The sequence below is a fragment of the Rathayibacter sp. AY2B3 genome (assembly GCF_002931755.1).
In the GTDB taxonomy this organism is placed as follows: Bacteria; Actinomycetota; Actinomycetes; order Actinomycetales; family Microbacteriaceae; genus Rathayibacter.
Map to the genome: position 1 here is coordinate 29,769 of NZ_PSUG01000017.1, position 17,876 is coordinate 47,644.

The following is a 17,876-nucleotide window of genomic DNA, read 5'->3' on the forward strand; positions in this document are numbered from 1 at the left end:
GGCCGCTCGGATGCCCGGCCTCTCCCCGCGGACGTCCGCGGCGCGGCTCAGCCGGCCGCGCGGGCCAGGCGGGCGGCGCGGAGGGCGTCGAGCCGGGTCGGCTCGGAGGCGCGGGCGAGGAGCCGCGCGGCGACGGCGCTCACGCGGGAGTCGTCCGAGGCGGAGGCCCGCTCGAGCGCGGCGGCCGCGTCGGGACCGGTGATCGAGCCGAGCGCCATCACGGCCGAGACCGCGAGGGCGGAGTCGTCGCTGCCGGCGGCCCTGTCCAGCGCGTCGACGGCCGGTCGTGCGTCGACGCCCAGGTAGCCGAGGGCGGCGGCGGCGTGACGGCGGACCGGCGCGGACCCCTCGCGGAGGGCCTGCTCCAGACCGGGGACGGCCGCGGCGCCGAAGGAGGCGAGGACGTCGGTGAGCACGTTCTGCGCCTCCGCGTCGTCGTCGCCGAGCAGGCCGAGCAGGACCGGCAGCGCACGCTCGTCGCCGAGGCGGCCCAGCGCGAAGCGGGCCTTCGCGGCGACGGCGGGCTCGGAGTCGGCGGCCAGCGGGGCGATGTCGTCGAGCGTGTGCGGGTCGAGGATCTTGCTGAGCACGTGCAGCGCCTGCGTGCGCACCCGCGGCTCGCGGCCGAGCGCCTCGCGGGCGACGGGGACGGCTGCGGAGCCGAGCCGGCCGAGCGACCAGGTGAGCACGTCGCGGACGAAGAAGTCCGGCTCCTCCCAGAGGTGCGCGGCGAGGGGCTCGGCGGTGGCGGGCTCGGCGAGCTCGCCCAGGGTCATCGCCGCGCGGAGGCGGACGTCGCGGTCGGGGTCGGAGAGCTCGGCGAGCAGGGCGGAGGAGTCGCGGGAGGACATGGGAGGGGACTGTAGCAGCGGTGCTCGGGAGCGGATCCAGCGAGGGTCGGAACGCCCGGGAGGAGCCGCAGGAGCGGGGCGCGCCGGACCGCCGGGACCCGCCGGAGCCGCCCGCTCAGTCCTGCAGCGCCGGGACGCTCCTCGGCCGGACGATCAGCCAGAGCGCCAGGATCGACACGGTCGCCGTCGCCATCATCACCAGCGCCATCGGCACGGCCGAGCCTGCGCCGAAGATCCCGGAGATCGGCGACAGCAGTCCGGCGGTGCCGAAGTTCACCGCTCCGAGCAGCGACGCGGCCGTCCCCGCCTCCCGGCCGTGGTTGACCAGGCCGAGGACCTGCACGCAGGGGAAGCTGAAGCCGCACGACGCGATGAAGAACCACAGCGGGACCAGCGTGCCCCAGAGCCCCAGCCCGAGCACGTCGAAGAGGGCGATCAGGCCGGCGGAGGTGAACAGCGTCAGCGTCGTGATCGCGAGGATCCACTGCGGACCGATCCTCCGGCTGAGGTAGGAGGACGCCTGCACGCCGAGGACGACGCCGAGCGAGTTCACGGCGAAGAGCAGGCCGTACTGCTGCGCGTCGAATCCGTAGAGGCCCTGGAACAGGAACGAGGAGCTGGAGAGGTAGGTGAACAGGCCGGCGAAGGTCATGCCCCCGATCACCGCCACTCCGAGGAACACGCGGTCGCTGAGGACGGCCCGGTAGCGCTGCACGAGCGAGCGGTGCTCGCGCTCGTGCCGGGCCGCGCGGGGCCGCGTCTCGACGACGAGGAGGCCGACGGCCGCGACGACCAGCACGCCGTACGCGGCGAGGAAGACGAAGATCCCGCGCCAGTCCATGATCAGCAGCAGCTGCGAGCCGATGACCGGCGCGAGCACGGGCGCGAGGCCCGACACCAGGGCGAGGCGGGACAGCATCCGCACCAGCGGGCGTCCGCCGAAGAGGTCGCGGACCATCGCCATCGCGACCACGCCGCCCGCCGCCGCGCCGGCTCCCATCAGGAAGCGGAAGACGCCGAGCGTGACGATCTCGGGGGCGAGCGCCGCGCCGACGCAGGCCAGCACGTGCAGCGACGTGGCCAGCAGGATCGGCAGGCGCCGGCCGACCGCGTCGCTCCAGGGGCCCACGACCAGCTGGCCGAGCGCGAAGCCGAGGGTCGTGCCGGTCAGCGTCAGCTGGACCGCCGCCTCCGAGACGTTCAGCTCGCTCTGCAGCGCGGGGAACGCCGGCAGGTAGAGGTCGATCGTGAACGGCCCGAGGGCGGTCAGCGAGCCGAGGACGATCACGTAGACGAGGCGCTGGCGGGCCGTGAGGGCGTCGCCCGGGTGGCGGCGCACGGGGACGGAGCCGGTCGGAGTCGAGGCGAGAGTGGACACGGAGTGCCTTCCTGCGCGGGGCGCAGCGGGATGGGAGGGAGAGGTGCGGCCGGTGTCGTCCTCGGCGCGGGAGCGGACCCGGTCGGCTCCACGCCGCTCGGTCGAATCAATTCGACCACGTGTCGGTCAGCGGCGCCACCCCTCGGCCCGCCGTCGGGTCAGACCGGGTGGAGCGGAGTGCCGAGCGGGTCGGCGAGCAGACGCTCGAAGGCGAGCTCTGCGGCGCCCAGCATGAGCAGATCGGCGCCGAGCTCGGTCCGCACGATGCGCACGGAGTCGAGCGCGACCCGGAAAGGACCGCCGCGGCCCAGGCGCTCCTCCAGGAACCCCGGCGCGACTCCGATCAGCGCCCCGAGGAAGCCGCCCAGCACCACGAGCTGCGGGTTGAACACGTTGATCACGTTGCGCAGGGCGACCGCGAGGTGCCCGAGCTGGCGCTCGACCTCGGCGCGGACGGCCGGGTCCTCGGAGGCGGCGAGCGCCTCCTCCAGCCGCTCGCTCTCGTCGAGGCCGAGCACGGTGAGCAGCTCGGCGCGGCCGACCTCGGTCTCGAGGCAGCCGACGGCGCCGCAGTGGCAGTCGATGCCCGCGCTGTTGACGAGGGTGTGGCCGATCTCCCCCGCGTAGCCGTCGATGCCGTGCAGAGGCGCACCGCCGACGATGACGCCGGCACCCACTCCGCTCGCGCCGCCGTTGAGGTAGACGAGGTGCGAGACGTCGCGGCCGGCGCCGAGGACGCTCTCGGCGAGCGCGCCGAGGTTGGCGTCGTTCGCCGAGAGGACGGGCAGGCCGGTCGCGTCGGCGAGCATGCGGGAGAAGGGCTCGTCGTCCCAGCCGAGGTGCGGGCCGACCCGGACCAGGCCGTCGGCGTCGCGGACGAGACCGGGCACGGCGACGCCGATGCCGACCGTCCGCGTCTCCTCGGGCAGTTCGGCCAGCAGCTCGGCGACCGCCTCGGCCGCCAGACGAGCGGCGGCCTCGGCGGTGGGGACGGAGGCGGCGCGGCGGATGCGGCGGCGGACGACGGCGTCGACGCCGACCACGGCGACCGTGACGGCGTCGATCTCGGGGTTCACGGCGAGCGCGACGACTCCGGGATCGGCCTCGACGACCGGGCTCGGCCGGCCGACCTGGTTCGGCGTGGCGGGCTCGCGCTCGCGCACGATGCCGAGCTCGACCAGCTCGCCGACCAGCGCCGCGATCGTCGAGCGGTTGAGGCCGGTCAGGCGGGTCAGCTGCGAGCGGGAGCGGGGGCCGCCGCGGTGCACGAGGCGGAGGATCGCCGAGAGGTTGTGGCGCCGGACGCGGTCGAGGTTGTTGCCGCGCGTCGCGTGGTCGGGCATCCGCGGTCTCCTCTGCTGGCCGATGCCAGCCTATCGGCGGGTCGGACGGCGCCCGCCGCCCCCAACGTCAGTTGAGACGGGGGTCCCTCCACCCTGGAGCGAGGGACCCCCTTCTCAGCTGACGGCGCGCGACTCAGTCTCCGGCGCGGGTCCAGGTCCAGGTGCCGGCCGGACCGTCGACCGCGACGTCGCCTCCGGAGCGCGTCACGGTGAACACCGTCTCCTCCCCCGTGTCGTGCGCGACGACGCGCACCGGCGTCACTCCGTCCGGCCCCGGGAACACCCGCAGCTCGAGCCCGTCGAGGTAGTCGTACTCCGCCGAGTCCTGGCGGGCGCCCACCGGGATCACCGCGCCCTCGCGCACGTACAGCGGCAGCGAGTCGAAGCCGTGGACCTCCCGTCGCCACTCCCCCGTCGAGTCGATCCGCTCGTCCGTCCACCAGCTCGTCCACGTCCCGCGCGGGAGGTAGAACTCGACCGTGCCGTCCTCGGTGAACACCGGAGCGACGAGCAGGTCGTGCCCCAGCAGGTACTGCGTGTCGAGGTGGGCGGCGCTGCGGTCGTCCTCGAACTCGAGCGCCATCGGGCGCATGATCGGGACGCCGGTGCGCGCCGCCTCCGCCCCGGCCGCGAAGAGGTAGGGCATCAGCGAGAGCTTCAGCCGGGTGAAGAGCCGGGTGACCTCCACGGCCTCCTCGTCGAACGCCCACGGCACGCGCACCGAGGAGGATCCGTGCAGGCGCGAGTGCGAGGAGAGCAGGCCGAACGCGAGCCAGCGCTTGAACACTCCGGGATCGGGCGTGCCCTCGAAGCCGCCGATGTCGTGCGCCCAGAAGCCGAACCCGCCCAGCGCGAGCGAGAGGCCTCCGCGCAGGGTCTCGGCCATCGACACGTAGGAGGAGGTGTTGTCCCCGCCCCAGTGCACCGGCAGCGACTGTCCGCCGACGGTGGCGCTGCGGGCGAAGAGGACCGCGCGGCCCTCGCCGAGCTCCTGCTCGAGCACCTCGTGCACCGCGCGGTTGTAGAGCTGGGTGTACCAGTTGTGCATCGCCTCAGGGTCGGTCCCGTCGGCCCAGACGACGCCCTCCGACGGGATCCGCTCGCCGAAGTCGGTCTTGAAGGAGTCGACCCCCTGGCGCACGAGGACGCGGAGCTTCTCCTGGAACCAGGAGGTCGCCTCCGGATTCGTGAAGTCGATCAGCGCCATCCCCGCGACCCACATGTCCCACTGCCAGACGTCGCCGGAGGCCGTCGTGAGCAGGTACCCCTTCTCGCGCCCCTCGGCGAACAGCGGCGACGCCTGCGCGATGTACGGATTGATCCAGACGCAGGTGTGCAGCCCGCGCTCGTGCAGGCGGGCGAGGATCCCCTCGGGGTCCGGGAAGGTGCGCGGGTCCCACTCGAGGTCGGTCCACTGGAACTCGCGCATCCAGAAGCAGTCGAAGTGGAACGCGGACAGCGGCAGCTCCCGCTCCGCGAAGCCGTCGATGAAGGAGTTCACCGTCTCCTCGTCGTAGCTCGTGGTGAAGCTGGTGGTCAGCCACAGCCCGTAGCTCCAGGCGGCCACGACGGAGGGGCGGCCCGCGAGGCCTGTGTAGCGGCGCAGCACGTCCTTCTTCGTCGGGCCCTGGATCACCAGGTACTCCAGCGCCTCCCCGCCGACCGAGAACTGCACGCGCTCGACCGCCTCGGAGCCGATCTCGAACGAGACGAGGCCGGGGTCGTTCACGAGCACGCCGTAGCCGCGGCTGGAGAGGTAGAACGGGACGTTCTTGTAGGCCTGCTCGGAGGAGGTGCCGCCGTCGGCGTTCCACACGTCGACGGTCTGGCCGTTCTTCACGAAAGGGCCGAAGCGCTCGCCGAGCCCGTAGACCAGCTCGCCGACGCCGAGGTCGAGCTGCTCGTGCAGGTAGGCGGCTCCGTCCGGTCCGGTCAGGTAGCCCTGCGCCTTGTGCCCCGAGCCGGTGAGGCGCGAGCCGGTCGAGGTGTCCCAGAACTCCAGCGACCACGGAGCGCCCTGCCCGATCCGGACCTCGAGGTCGCCGGTGCGCAGCACGCCGCCCGTCTCCGTCACCTCCGCCGCTCCGACGTCGCCCTCGGCCAGCTCGAAGCCCGGGCGGGCCGCCGTCCCGCGCCAGTGCTCGATCCGCACCCGTGCGACCCCCTCGGCCGGCGAGGACACCGTGACCGTGAGCGCCGGCCGGTTGAGGACGTCGCCGCGGCCCTGGATGACCCGGGTCGGGGCGATCACCTCGAGCGAGGAGCCGCCGGTGCGGATGTCGTACGCCTCCTGCGCGAACAGGGGCGTGAATCCGGCCCGCGTCTGCCAGAACCCGTCGGTGAACTTCATGGAGGTGCCTTTCGATGGCGCGCCGGCGGATCCCGCGAGGGAGGCGCCGACGGAGGGAGAGAGGGCTACTTCACCGCGCCGGCGGTGATGCCGCGGGTGAGGGTGCGCTGGAAGATCAGGAAGAAGATCAGCGTCGGGAGCAGGCCCAGGAGCGCGCTCGCGCTGGTCGTCGTGACGTCCATGATCTTGTCGCCCTGAAGGCTCGAGATCGCGATCGGGACGGTCTGCGTCGCGTCGCTCACCAGGAAGACCAGCGGGATAAGGAACTCGTTCCAGGTCCAGATGAAGAAGAAGATCATCAGCACCGAGAGGGTGGGCCGCGAGATCGGGACGATCACCCGGGTGAGCACCTGCCACTTCGAGGCGCCGTCGAGAGCCGCGGCCTCGAGGATCTCCTTCGGGAAGGTGCCGTAGACGCTCGAGAGCAGATAGGTGCCGAACGCCGACTGGATCACGGTGAAGATGACGATGACCGAGAGCTGGGTGTCGTAGATCCCGACCGCTTTGAACATGTAGTACAGCGGGTAGAGCAGGGCCTCCTGCGGGAGCATGTTGGCCAGCAGGAACAGCACGATGATCCAGCTCCGGCCGCGGACCCGGCCGATCCCGATCGCGTAGGCGTTCAGCACCGAGAGGGCGACGGCGAGGATCGCCACCGACCCCGAGATGAGGATCGAGTTGCCGAGCTTCTCGGGGAAGTCGACGCGGCTCCAGAAGGTCGAGAGGCCGTCGAAGGAGAGGCCGGTCGGGAAGGCGAGCGGGCCGTTCGCCGAGTACTCCGCGGGGGTCTTGAAGGAGTTGAGCAGGATCAGCAGCACCGGGCTGACGATCACGAGCCCGATCACCACGGCGACCGCGAGGATCACCCAGTCGCCGAGGGTGCGCTTGGTGGTGCCCTTCGCGGGCTTCGCGGGACGGGAGGACGAGAGGTCCGCGTCCTCCGTGCCGGCCTGGGTGAGGGGCAGGGTCTCGATGGCCGACATCAGCGGGCTCCTTCGCTGCGCTCGACGCGCTCCTGGGCGCGGATGAACAGCACGGCGAGGATCACGATGACGATCGTGAGCGCGGTCGCGATGGTGGCGCCGTAGCCCACCTGCTGCTTCTGGAAGAACTCGGTGTACGAGTAGTAGGAGGGGACGATGGTGGAGTCGCCCGGGCCGCCGCGGGTCAGGGCGTAGATCGGGCCGAAGACCTTCAGCGCGGCGATGGTGCAGGTGAGGGTGACCACGAAGATCTCGGGCCGGATGATCGAGACCGTGATCCAGCGGAAGCGCTGGAACCAGTTCGCGCCGTCGAGCTCCGCCGCTTCGTAGAGCTCGGGGTCCACGCGCTGCAGCGCCGCCATGAAGATGACGACCGGGTAGCCCAGCTGCACCCAGATCATCACGACCATGATCGAGAGCATCGCCGTGTCCGGCTTGCCCAGCCAGTCGTGCGAGAGGGAGCCGAGTCCGACGGCCTCGAGGATCGAGTTCAGCGCGCCGTTGTCGGGGCGGAGGATCCAGCCGATGACGATCGCGGCGATGACGGTCGGCAGGATCTGCGGGAGGTAGTAGGTGGCGCGGAGGAAGCTCGCCAGGCGCCCGCCGAACTTCTTGCCGACGAGATCGAACAGGATCGCCGCGAGCAGGAGTCCGAGGATCGTGGGGACGATCACCATCGCGATGATCATGTAGACCGAGTTGAGGAACGAGGTCCAGAACTGGTCGTCGCCCATCAGCTCGATCCAGTTGTCGAGGCCGATGAAGATCGGCGGCTTGATGCCGCGCCAGGACGTGAAGCTGACGGAGACGTTCCAGATCAGCGGGATCAGCACGATGAACGTGAAGAGCACGAACCCCGGGATCAGGTAGAGCCAGTAGCCGCCGGAGCGCTTCTCGCGGGGCGGCGTCGTGGGAGGCGGCGCGCTCTCCGCGCGACGAGGTGCTGTCGTCGTCATGGGTACTCCTAGGTCGGACGGGGTCGTGGGTGTGCTGCCGCGAGATGCCACCTGTGACGGCGTGCGACGGCGTGTCGGCGTCACAAGTGGCATCTCGCGGGGTGCGGTGCGGAAGCGGGGCCGGCCGCCTTGGCCGGCATCGCGTGACGCTTCCGCGTCACTTGATGTCGGCGACTCCGTCGTCGTACTTGGCCTGGAGGTCGGAGAGCATGGCGGACTCGTCGGAGGAGCCGTTGATGAGCTCCTGCGTGGCGGCGACCAGGTCGTCGTAGAAGGTCGCGGTGGGCCAGTCGGGGTAGAAGGAGAGCTGGTCGCCGTCGACGACCGTCTTCCACTGCGAGAGCAGCGCCTTGCTCTTCTCGTCGGTGATGGCGCTCTCGTCGACGACCAGCGGGATGCCTCCGTTGTTGCCGATGAGGTTCTGGATCTCGGGTCGCATCGTGATGTCGATCCACTTGTAGGCGAGGTCCTTGTTCTTCGCCGTCTCCGGGATCACCCAGTGGTTGCCGGCGGAGCCCATCGTGAACTCGGCGCCCGGGAAGAGGAACGTGTCCCACTCGAATCCGGTGATCTCCGTCTTGAAGCGGCCGAACCACCAGGAGCCCGAGAAGAAGATCGGGTACTCGCCCGAGATGAACGCCGTGCCCGCGTCCTCCGCCTTCAGCCCGGAGGCGTCGGCCGAGAAGTAGCCCTTGTCGACGTACGTCTTCAGCTGGTCGGCCGCGTAGCTCCAGGCCGCGTCCTCGAAGTCGACCTCGCCCGTGTAGGTCTGGTAGTCGGTGATCCAGGAGCGGTCCGCCTTCAGCAGCGCGAGCTGGTAGAAGAGCTGCTGCAGCGGGTACTCGGCGCCGGCCTCGGCCAGCGGGGTGATGCCCTTGGCCACGAAGGCGTCCAGGACGGCCGTGAACTCCTCGTAGGTGGTGGGGACCTCGAGGCCGTTCGCGGCGAAGGCGTCCTTGTTGTAGTAGACGAAGGTGAACTCGCCGTAGTTGGGGATGCCGTACCAGGAGCCGGAGCCCATGATCCCGTTCTCGTCGTACTTCGCGGTGGTCTGCAGCGCGCCGGGGATCAGCGAGTCCCAGCCGTAGAACGCGACCGCCTCGTCGAGATTGGTGAGCAGGCCCTGGCTCGAGAGGAGTCCGCTGGTCGCGTTGCCCTTGTTGTACTCGACGACGTCGGGTGCCGAGTTGGAGTTGAAGATCTGGCTGGCGCCGGTGCGCAGCTGCTCGAAGGCCTTGAACTCGTACGCGATCTCGGCCCCCGTCTCCTGGGTGAAGAGGTCGCGGGCGGCGAGCCAGGCGATGCCGCGGTCGCTGTCGGGCGTCTCGAAGTCCCACAGGGTGAGGGTGCGGCCGGCGCCGTCGACCGTGGTCGAGAGCGCGTCGGAGCCGGCGTCGGAGCCGCCTCCGGAGCAGGCGGCCAGCGCGAACATCGCGCTGAGGCCGACTCCGCCGGCGAGGAGGTTGCGCCGGCTGAGACCGGCGGTCGGGCGGTGGAAGGCGGAGCGGGATCGGAGCGACATTGCGGTGGTTCTCCTTCGAACGGTGCGGTGGTGCTGCGGAGGGTGGTGCAGGGAGCGCTCTCTCGCGGAGGCGCGGTGTCGAAGCGCTTCGACAGTGCGCAGAGCCGGAGCGGGCGGGACGAGGGTGGAGGACTAGAGGGAGGCCGGCGCGAGGGTGCCGGACGGGACCGCCGGCGCCGGAGCGCCGGTCGGAGCGATCGCGAGGGATCCGCGGTCGACGTAGGAGGGCGGGAGCAGCTCGACGCCGACGGTGCGGCCGGATTCGATCTGCTGGAGGGTCCGGGCGACGGCCGCTCGGCACATCGCGTCGAACGGGAGGGGAAGACTGCTGGTGGGGACCGGGAGGGCGCCGCCGTCGTAGCTGGCGCAGGCCGCCAGGATCGACAGGTCGCCGGGGACGGAGAGGCCGCGCTCGAGGACGCGCTCGATCGCCGCCTCCGCCACGGGCTCGTTGCAGTGCAGCACGAGTGCGGTCGGCGGAACGGGGGCGGCGAGGATCGCGTCGATCGCGGCCTGTGCGCTCGGGCGGCCGATGTGCGGGCGCTCGACCGCGATCTCGACTCCGAGCGCGGCGGCCTCGGCGCGGAACGCCTCGTCGAAGCGGCGGACGAAGCCGGCGTTGCGGTCGGTGTAGGACTGCGGGTGCTCGAGCAGGCCGAGCGAGCGGTGGCCCAGCTCGGCGAGCCGGCGGACGCTCTGCCGGGCGGCCTCGGCGAAGTCGAGGTCGACGCAGGCGAGATCGTGCGAGTCGGCGGGCACGCCGATGAAGGTGGCGGGGACCCCGGCCGCGCGGATCAGCTCGGCGCGGTCGTCGTCGTCGTCGACGCCCATCAGGACGATGCCGTCGACGAGCGAGGAGGAGGAGACGCGGCCGATGCCGCTGGAGGCCTCGTCGGTGACGAGCAGCAGGACGTCGTAGTCCGACTCCCGGGCGCGCTCGAGCACCTCGGTGACGAAGCGCATGTGGGTCGGCAGGTGCAGCTCGCCGCGCATCGGGGCGGAGAGGGCGAGGATGTGGGTCCGCGTCCCCGCGAGCATCCGGGCTCCCGCGTGGGGCCGGTAGCCGAGCTGCCGCACCGCGTCGTCGACGCGCTGCCGGGTGGAGGCGGCGATGGAGCGCTTGCCGGAGAGGGCGTAGGAGACGGTGCTGATCGAGACGCCGGCAGCGCGGGCCACGTCGTGGATGGTCGCCATGATTCCTCCTGCCGGACGTCGTCGTCGGTCGCGATCGAGCTTCGAAGCGCTTCGACCGGTCGTGCTGGAGCGACTGTACGCACAGTCGAAGCGCTTGCGCAAGCGATCCTCCGACGAGCCGACCGCCTCGACCCTCGTTGCGCCTCCCGACTCGCAGGGGATATGTTGGGCCCAACAACAATTCGGCGACGTCGCCGGAAAGGATTCGGATCCCATGTCCCTGACCCCCACCCGCGCCGACAAGTTCTCGTTCGGCCTCTGGACCATCGGCTACAACGGGACGGACCCGTTCGGCGGCCCGACCCGCGAGCCGCTCGACGTCGTCCACGCGGTCGAGAAGCTCGACGAGCTCGGCGCGTACGGCCTCACCTTCCACGACGACGACCTGTTCGCCTTCGGCTCCACCGACGCCGAGCGCCAGACCCAGATCGACCGCCTGAAGGGCGCTCTGGAGTCGACCGGCCTCATCGTGCCGATGGTCACCACGAACCTCTTCAGCGCCCCGGTCTTCAAGGACGGCGGCTTCACCTCGAACGACCGCGACGTCCGCCGCTTCGCGCTGCGCAAGGTCCTCCGCAACATCGACCTCGCCGCCGAGCTGGGCGCGAAGACCTTCGTCATGTGGGGCGGCCGCGAGGGCGCCGAGTACGACTCCGCCAAGGACATCCGCGCCGCGCTCGAGCGCTACCGCGAGGCCGTCAACCTGCTCGGCGACTACGTCACCGACAAGGGCTACGACATCCGCTTCGCCATCGAGCCCAAGCCGAACGAGCCCCGCGGCGACATCCTGCTGCCGACGCTCGGCCACGCGATCGCCTTCATCGACTCCCTCGAGCGCCCCGAGCTCGTCGGCGTGAACCCCGAGGTCGGCCACGAGCAGATGGCGGGTCTGAACTTCACCGCCGGCATCGCCCAGGCGCTGTACCACGGCAAGCTCTTCCACATCGACCTCAACGGTCAGCGCGGCATCAAGTACGACCAGGACCTCGTCTTCGGCCACGGCGACCTGCACAACGCGTTCTCGCTCGTCGACCTCCTCGAGAACGGCGGCCCCGGTGGCGTCCCGGCCTACGACGGCCCGCGCCACTTCGACTACAAGCCCTCGCGCACCGAGGACGAGACCGGAGTCTGGGACTCGGCCGCCGCGAACATGCGCACCTACCTGCTGCTCAAGGAGCGCGCCGCGGCCTTCCGCGCCGACCCCGAGGTGCAGGAGGCGCTCGCCGCCGCGAAGGTCGCCGAGCTGTCCACCCCGACGCTGAACGAGGGCGAGTCGTACGACGACCTGCTCGCGGACGCCGCCTCGTACGAGTCGTTCGACACCGACGCCTACCTCGGCGGCAAGGGCTTCGGCTTCGTGCGCCTGCAGCAGCTGGCCACCGAGCACCTGCTCGGCGCCCGCGGCTGACCCGCACCCTCTGAGCCCGCGGTCCGCCGCGGGACGACCTGAGACGGACGAGATCCCCTGCACCCGCACGGGATCTCGTCCGTTCTCCTGCATCCGGCCCGGTTACGCACCGGACGCCCGACCCCGTACCCCCAACGAAAGAGGACAGCGATGACGCTCGTCGCAGGGATCGACTCGTCGACCCAGAGCTGCAAGGTGGTCGTCCGCGACCTCGACACCGGCACCGTGGTGCGCACCGGCCGGGCGAGCCACCCCGACGGCACCGAGGTCGACCCCGCCGCCTGGTGGGAGGCGCTGCAGCTCGCCCTCGCCGACGCCGGCGGACTCGACGACGTCGCCGCGATCTCGGTCGGCGGCCAGCAGCACGGCATGGTCGTCCTCGACGAGAGCGGCGTCGTCATCCGCCCCGCTCTGCTCTGGAACGACACCCGCAGCGCGCCGGCCGCCGCCGCGCTCATCGAGGAGCTCGGGGCCGAGGCCTGGGCGGAGCGCACCGGATCGGTGCCGGTCGCCTCCTTCACCGCTACCAAGCTCCGCTGGCTTCGCGACGCCGAGCCCGAGAACGCCGCCCGCGTCGCCGCCGTCGCGCTCCCCCACGACTGGCTGACCTGGCGCCTGCTCGGCTACGGCCCCGACTCCGCCCGCGGTCCGCAGCTCGACGCGCTCACGACCGACCGGTCCGACGCCTCCGGCACCTCGTACTGGGGAGCGGACGGCTACGACCTCGAGCTGCTCGAGCGCGCCCTCGGCCACCGCCCGCTGCTCCCCCGCGTGCTCGGTCCCTCGGAGGAGGCGGGCCGCACCGGGAGCGGACTCGTCGTCGGCCCCGGCGCGGGCGACAACGCGGGCGCCGCGCTCGGCCTCGGCGCCGGCCCCGGCGACGTGGTCGTCAGCATCGGCACGAGCGGCACCGTCTTCGCGGTCACGGACGACCCGGTGCGCGACGCCTCCGGGACCGTCGCCGGCTTCGCCGACGCGAGCGGGCGCTTCCTGCCGCTGGTCGCGACGCTCAACGCCGCGCGCGTGCTGGCCTCGACCGCGACCCTGCTCGGCAGCGACTTCGACGAGTTCGCCGCACTGGCGCTCGAGGCGGAGCCGGGTGCCGACGGCCTCGTGCTGGTCCCCTACTTCGAGGGCGAGCGCACGCCGAACCTGCCGGACGCGACGGCGAGCCTGCACGGGATGACCATCGCCTCGACCACGCGCCCGAACCTCGCCCGCGCGGCGATCGAGGGCATGCTCTGCGGATTGGCCGACGGCCTCGACGCCGTTCGCGCGCAGGGAGTGGAGGCGCGGCGCATCCTCCTGATCGGCGGAGCCGCGCAGAACCGCGCCGTGCAGCTCGCGGCCTCGCAGGTGTTCGACGTGCCCGTGCAGGTGCCGACGCCCGGCGAGTACGTGGCCGACGGTGCCGCCGTGCAGGCCGCCTGGGCGCTGACCGGATCCCGTCCGACGTGGACCGTCACCTCGGTGGCCGAGCCCGCGCCGGACCACCGGCCCGTGATCCGCGAGCAGTACGCGGCCGCCCGCGCCTGAGGATCCGGCCCCGGCCCTCATCCAGGGCCGGGGCCGCGCCGCAAGCCCCAGTGGACGGGGAGCGGAATCGCGCTACTCTAATTACTCAGCCAGCTGACTAACGGAGGAGCGACATGACCGCCACACGAACCCCCGACCGCGCCGACCGGATCCGCCAGGTCGTCGTCGCCGTGAGCGCGGTGCTCGCCCTCATCGGCTCGTTCATCGGCTCGGGCGCCGCGGGCGGCACTCAGATCCAGGACGCGGCGGGCGGCGCCCTGACCGCGTCCTCCACCCCCATCGCCCCCGACGGCCCCGCCTTCGCGATCTGGAGCGTCATCTACACCGGCCTCATCGCCTACGCGATCTGGCAGTTCCTCCCCTCCCAGACCGCCCGCACCCGCCACCGCCGGCTGGGCTACTGGGCCGCCGCGAGCCTCCTCTTGAACGCCGCGTGGATCCTGGTCGTCCAGGCCGGCTTCCTGACGCTCAGCGTCGTCGTGATCGCCCTGCTGCTCGCCGTGCTCGCGCGCATCTTCGTGATCCTCCGCACCACCCGCTCGGCCGGAGTGGTCGACGCGATCGTGACGGACGGCACCTTCGGGCTCTACCTCGGCTGGGTGTGCGTGGCCACGGCCGCGAACGTCACCGCCGGGCTCGTCGGCGCGGGAGTCGGCAGCGCGGACGGTCCGGGCGCCGCGGTCTGGGCGGTCGTCGTCCTCGCCGTCGCCGCGCTCGTCGGACTCCTGATCGCCGTCACCGGCCGCGGGCGCATCGCCCCGATGCTCTCGCTCGTCTGGGGACTCTCCTGGGTCGCCGTCGGCCGCTTCGCCGGCGAGCTCGTCTCGGTCCCCGCCGGGATCGCCGCGCTGGTCGCCGCCGCCGTGGTGCTGGTGGTCACCCTCCTCGTCCGCGCCACCGCGGGACGCCGCGTCACCGCCTGACGCCCTGCACGACGAAGGCCGAGCGGCCGGAGCAGCCCTCGAGACGAGGACTCCGGCCGCTCGGCCTTCGTCGCGACGGTGATCAGGTGATCGGGTGATCAGGTGATCAGCGTGTCGACGTACTCCCGGTTCTCGTCCATCCACGCGGCGAGCGCGGCCGAGCGGTCGTCGGCCCCGTCGTTGAAGAGCGCGTTCTCGAGCGAGTAGAGCGTCTTCGAGTCCATCCGGAAGTCTCGGATCCAGCGGCTCATCGTCGGGTAGTCCGCGTCGAACGCGGCCGAGCCGAAGGAGTGGATCCCCTCCGCCTGGCCGAGCAGGCCCTTCGGGTCCTCGAGGTCCTTGACCGGGAACGCGTCGTAGGCCCAGTGCGGGCGCCAGAGCGTGACGGCGATGTTCTCGCCCGCGGCGGTCGCGCTCGAGAGCTCCTGGAGCATGGCGGGCGTCGATGAGGTGAGGTAGTCCATCCCCTCCAGGCCGTAGCCCGGGATGACGTCCTCGGTCGTCGTCTTGTTCAGTCCGGAGCCGGGCTCGATGCCGATCAGGCGGTTCCCGACGACGCCCGGGTCGGCGGCGAGCTCCTCGAGGGAGTCGATCGGGGCGTCCTCGTTGACCGCGATGGTCAGCTTCGCCTCGTCGTTCCACGCGCCCAGGTCGACGATCGAGTCGCCGTACTGCTCGACGTACCGGGCGTGGGTGAGCGGCAGCCAGGTGTCGAGGGCGAGGTCGTAGTCGCCGGTCGAGAGGCCCTGGAAGCCGGGGGCGACGTCGGCGTTCTGCAGGGTCACGTCGTAGCCCTGCTCCTCGAGCACCGCCTCCCACAGAGCGGCGACGGCGATCCCCTCGTCCCAGCCCTGGAACACGGCGACGGTCACGTCGGTGCGGTCGCCGTTGTCGACGGAGGCGGCGGTGGCGGGAGCGGCGAGGGCCGCGGCCCCGAGGGACGCGACCAGGCCGATCGAGACGACGCCGACGGCCGAGCGAGTCGCCACGACGGCGCGGCGGTTCTTCGCCCGGGCGACCCTCGCCGGCGAGGGCGAGCCCAGCGCGCCGGTCATCCGGTCGAGGACGACCGCGAGGATCACGACGGAGACGCCCGCCTCGAAGCCGAGCGCGACGTCGATCCGGTTGAGGCTCGCGACGACGTCGCCGCCCAGCCCTCCGGCGCCGACCATGCCCGCGATGACGACCATCGAGAGCGAGAGCATGATGACCTGGTTGAGGCCCGCCAGGATCGAGGGCAGCGCCAGCGGCAGCTGGATCTGGCGGAGGATCCGCCACTTCGAGGAGCCGAACGACTCCCCCGCCTCGACGAGCTCCGGGTCGACGCCGCGGATGCCCAGCTCGGTGAGCCGGACGCCCGGCGCCATCGCGAAGACGATGGTCGCGACGATGCCCGGCACCACTCCGACCCGGAACAGGATCAGCGCGGGGATCAGGTAGACGAAGGCCGGCATCGTCTGCATCAGGTCGAGCACGGGCCGGATGACCGCGGAGGCCGTGCGGTTGCGCGCGGCGAGCACGCCCAGCGGCACGCTCAGCGCGATGGCGATCACGGAGGCGACGAGCACCAGAGCGAGAGAGTCCATCGCGTTCTCCCACTGGTCGACCCCCACGATCAGCAGGAGCCCCACGGCGGTGCCGGCCGCGAAGACCCAGCCGCGGACGGCGTAGGCGAGCACGGCGAGGAAGGCGACGATCACCCAGAAGGGCGGCGTCGCGAGGACGAGGTCGACGCCGGAGTAGAGGGCGCCGAAGACGGTGCGCAGCAGGTCGAAGACCGGCTGGAAGGTCTGCGTGAGGACGTCGACGGCGCCCTCGGCGAGGGCGCCGAGCGGGAGGCGGAAGCCGAGATCGGTCATCGTGCACCCCCGTCCGTCGCGAGGACGGCGTCCTCGACGGGGCCTCCGGTCGCGTGCAGAGTCGCGGTGACGACCTCGGTCGAGACGGTGGCGGGCGGCTCGATCACCGGGTGCTCGCCGGTGTGGGCGGGCACGTTGCCGAGCGCCGCGAGCAGGGTCACCCGCGGGATCGCTCCGAGCAGGCGCCCGTCGGCGTCGACCACGGCGACCGGCAGCGCCGACTCGACGGCGGGCTCGATGACCTCGCTGAGGGCGGTGTCCGGGCCGACGGTGACGACGTCGGAGGTGAGGACCGCCGAGAGGTCGCCGACGCTCCGCCGCACCTGCTCGATCACGTCGCGGTCGCGGACCGTGCCCAGCAGGCGGCGTCCGCCGCCGACCACGAACGCGGCCGAGGTCTGCAGGTCGCGCATGCTCCGCAGCGCGGCGCGGGGACCGGCCGCCAGGGTGACCACGGAGCGCGCGGGCTCCATCACGGCGGAGGCGGTGAGCACGCGGGCGCGGTCGACGTCCTGCACGAACTGGGCGACGTAGTCGTTCGCCGGGTCGGTGAGGATCTCCTCCGGAGTGCCGATCTGGACGATGCGGCCGTCGCGCATCACCGCGATGCGGTCGCCGAGGAACATGGCCTCGTTGAGGTCGTGCGTGATGAAGACGATGGTCTTGCCGAGCTCGTGCTGCAGCTCGATCAGCTGCTCCTGCATCTCGCGGCGGATCAGCGGGTCGAGCGCCGAGAACGCCTCGTCCATCAGCACGATGTCGGTGTCGGCGGCGAGCGCCCGGGCGAGGCCGACGCGCTGGCGCATGCCGCCGGAGAGCTCGTCGGGCATCTTCTCGTGCCAGCCGGCGAGACCGGCGCGCTCGACCGCGAGGAGGGCCCGCTCGCGGCGCTCGGCCGCGGGGACGCCCTGGATCTCGAGCGGGTACGCGACGTTGTCGAGCACGGTGCGGTGCGGGAGGAGCGCGAAGTGCTGGAACACCATCGACACCGACGAGCGGCGCACGCGGCGCAGCTCCGCCTCGGAGACGCCGGTGATGGTGGAGCCCTCGATCAGGACCTCGCCCGCGGAGGGCTCCTGGAGCCCGTTGAGCATGCGGATGAGGGTGGACTTCCCGGAGCCGGAGAGGCCCATCACGACGAAGATCTCGCCTCGGCGCACGGTGAAGGACGCGTCGATCACCGCGGCAGTGCCGAGTCCGGCGAGCTCGCCGCGGTCGACACCCTCGCCCAGTCGGCGGACGACCTCGTCGGGCCTCCGGCCGAACACCTTGAAGAGGTGGCGAGCCTCGAGAGCCGGGGTCGCCGGATCGGCGCCCGCCTCGCTCCGGGGCTCGCTGATGGTCTGCTGGTTCTGGTGCACGTACACTCCGTCGGCGCGCAGGGACGACGCCCTGCGCTCATCTCGTGGTGCCGGGTCGGGAGCGTGGGACAGCCGTGCGTCGAGCCTCCGCGTGCGTCCCGCCGCTCAGCGCTGCAGGGGGTGGAGGCGAGAGCGTCCGAGGCGGCCTCGGGGCCGCCTCCACTCCCGTTGACCGTACGATCGCTGCGCGTCCTGGGGGACGCCGTGCGAGC

The 17,876-nt window shown here is 71.9% G+C and carries 13 protein-coding genes; 3 read left to right on the top strand and 10 right to left on the bottom strand.

Annotated features, from left to right (window positions below; translation table 11 throughout):
- Positions 1 to 47 precede the first annotated feature (47 nt).
- The 8 genes from C5C24_RS07535 to C5C24_RS17620 all read right to left on the bottom strand — a co-directional run bounded on the left by C5C24_RS07535 (position 48) and on the right by C5C24_RS17620 (position 10,577).
- Positions 48 to 851, bottom strand: a complete 804-nt coding sequence (locus C5C24_RS07535; protein ID WP_104282195.1) for a HEAT repeat domain-containing protein — start codon at positions 849 to 851, stop codon at positions 48 to 50.
- A 115-nt stretch (positions 852 to 966) separates the two neighbouring features.
- Positions 967 to 2,229 carry a multidrug effflux MFS transporter gene (locus tag C5C24_RS07540; protein ID WP_181135502.1) on the bottom strand — a complete coding sequence of 421 codons (1,263 nt, stop codon included), beginning with the start codon at positions 2,227 to 2,229 and terminating at the stop codon, positions 967 to 969.
- Between the two features lie 158 nt (positions 2,230 to 2,387).
- Positions 2,388 to 3,572, bottom strand: a complete 1,185-nt coding sequence (locus C5C24_RS07545; protein WP_104304664.1) for an ROK family transcriptional regulator — start codon at positions 3,570 to 3,572, stop codon at positions 2,388 to 2,390.
- A 133-nt stretch (positions 3,573 to 3,705) separates the two neighbouring features.
- On the bottom strand, positions 3,706 to 5,922 hold the full coding sequence (gene yicI, locus C5C24_RS07550; protein WP_104304665.1) for an alpha-xylosidase: 2,217 nt from the start codon (positions 5,920 to 5,922) through the stop codon (positions 3,706 to 3,708).
- A 65-nt stretch (positions 5,923 to 5,987) separates the two neighbouring features.
- The gene (locus tag C5C24_RS07555) at positions 5,988 to 6,905 is read right to left on the bottom strand and encodes a carbohydrate ABC transporter permease (protein WP_104277783.1); all 918 of its coding nucleotides are present in this window, start codon (positions 6,903 to 6,905) and stop codon (positions 5,988 to 5,990) included.
- A complete protein-coding gene (locus C5C24_RS07560) occupies positions 6,905 to 7,861 on the bottom strand; it encodes a carbohydrate ABC transporter permease (protein ID WP_104277782.1) in 957 nt (318 codons plus the stop codon). The genes C5C24_RS07555 and C5C24_RS07560 overlap by 1 nt, the downstream gene beginning before the upstream one ends.
- A gap of 157 nt (positions 7,862 to 8,018) precedes the next feature.
- Positions 8,019 to 9,383, bottom strand: a complete 1,365-nt coding sequence (locus tag C5C24_RS07565; RefSeq protein WP_258065086.1) for an ABC transporter substrate-binding protein — start codon at positions 9,381 to 9,383, stop codon at positions 8,019 to 8,021.
- Positions 9,384 to 9,515: 132 nt separating this feature from the next.
- The gene (locus C5C24_RS17620; RefSeq protein ID WP_181135503.1) at positions 9,516 to 10,577 is read right to left on the bottom strand and encodes a LacI family DNA-binding transcriptional regulator; all 1,062 of its coding nucleotides are present in this window, start codon (positions 10,575 to 10,577) and stop codon (positions 9,516 to 9,518) included.
- 214 nt (positions 10,578 to 10,791) lie between these two features.
- Between C5C24_RS17620 and xylA the strand changes: the two genes are divergently transcribed.
- The 3 genes from xylA (at position 10,792) to C5C24_RS07590 (ending at position 14,444) form a co-directional block, all read left to right on the top strand.
- A complete protein-coding gene (xylA, locus tag C5C24_RS07580) occupies positions 10,792 to 11,985 on the top strand; it encodes a xylose isomerase (protein ID WP_104277780.1) in 1,194 nt (397 codons plus the stop codon).
- A gap of 150 nt (positions 11,986 to 12,135) precedes the next feature.
- Complete coding sequence (gene xylB, locus C5C24_RS07585) at positions 12,136 to 13,521, top strand: xylulokinase (protein WP_104277779.1); 1,386 nt, start codon at positions 12,136 to 12,138, stop codon at positions 13,519 to 13,521.
- A 113-nt stretch (positions 13,522 to 13,634) separates the two neighbouring features.
- A complete protein-coding gene (locus C5C24_RS07590; RefSeq protein ID WP_104304666.1) occupies positions 13,635 to 14,444 on the top strand; it encodes a tryptophan-rich sensory protein in 810 nt (269 codons plus the stop codon).
- A 98-nt stretch (positions 14,445 to 14,542) separates the two neighbouring features.
- Here C5C24_RS07590 and C5C24_RS18565 read toward each other — a convergent pair whose 3' ends face one another.
- Positions 14,543 to 16,303 (bottom strand): ABC transporter permease/substrate binding protein, encoded by a 1,761-nt coding sequence (locus tag C5C24_RS18565; RefSeq protein ID WP_104304667.1) that lies wholly within the window; start codon positions 16,301 to 16,303, stop codon positions 14,543 to 14,545.
- Positions 16,300 to 17,664, bottom strand: a complete 1,365-nt coding sequence (locus tag C5C24_RS07600; RefSeq protein WP_258065087.1) for a glycine betaine/L-proline ABC transporter ATP-binding protein — start codon at positions 17,662 to 17,664, stop codon at positions 16,300 to 16,302. Before C5C24_RS07600 ends, C5C24_RS18565 begins: the two co-directional genes overlap by 4 nt.
- Positions 17,665 to 17,876 lie beyond the last annotated feature (212 nt).

Coding starts and splice junctions, on each gene's coding strand:
- C5C24_RS07560 (WP_104277782.1), bottom strand. CDS start 7,861: ATGACGACGACAGCACCTCGTCGCGCGGAGAGCGCGCCGCCTCCCACG.
- xylB (WP_104277779.1), top strand. CDS start 12,136: ATGACGCTCGTCGCAGGGATCGACTCGTCGACCCAGAGCTGCAAGGTG.
- C5C24_RS07565 (WP_258065086.1), bottom strand. CDS start 9,383: ATGTCGCTCCGATCCCGCTCCGCCTTCCACCGCCCGACCGCCGGTCTC.
- C5C24_RS18565 (WP_104304667.1), bottom strand. CDS start 16,303: ATGACCGATCTCGGCTTCCGCCTCCCGCTCGGCGCCCTCGCCGAGGGC.
- C5C24_RS07545 (WP_104304664.1), bottom strand. CDS start 3,572: ATGCCCGACCACGCGACGCGCGGCAACAACCTCGACCGCGTCCGGCGC.
- xylA (WP_104277780.1), top strand. CDS start 10,792: ATGTCCCTGACCCCCACCCGCGCCGACAAGTTCTCGTTCGGCCTCTGG.
- C5C24_RS07555 (WP_104277783.1), bottom strand. CDS start 6,905: ATGTCGGCCATCGAGACCCTGCCCCTCACCCAGGCCGGCACGGAGGAC.
- yicI (WP_104304665.1), bottom strand. CDS start 5,922: ATGAAGTTCACCGACGGGTTCTGGCAGACGCGGGCCGGATTCACGCCC.
- C5C24_RS07535 (WP_104282195.1), bottom strand. CDS start 851: ATGTCCTCCCGCGACTCCTCCGCCCTGCTCGCCGAGCTCTCCGACCCC.
- C5C24_RS17620 (WP_181135503.1), bottom strand. CDS start 10,577: ATGGCGACCATCCACGACGTGGCCCGCGCTGCCGGCGTCTCGATCAGC.
- C5C24_RS07590 (WP_104304666.1), top strand. CDS start 13,635: ATGACCGCCACACGAACCCCCGACCGCGCCGACCGGATCCGCCAGGTC.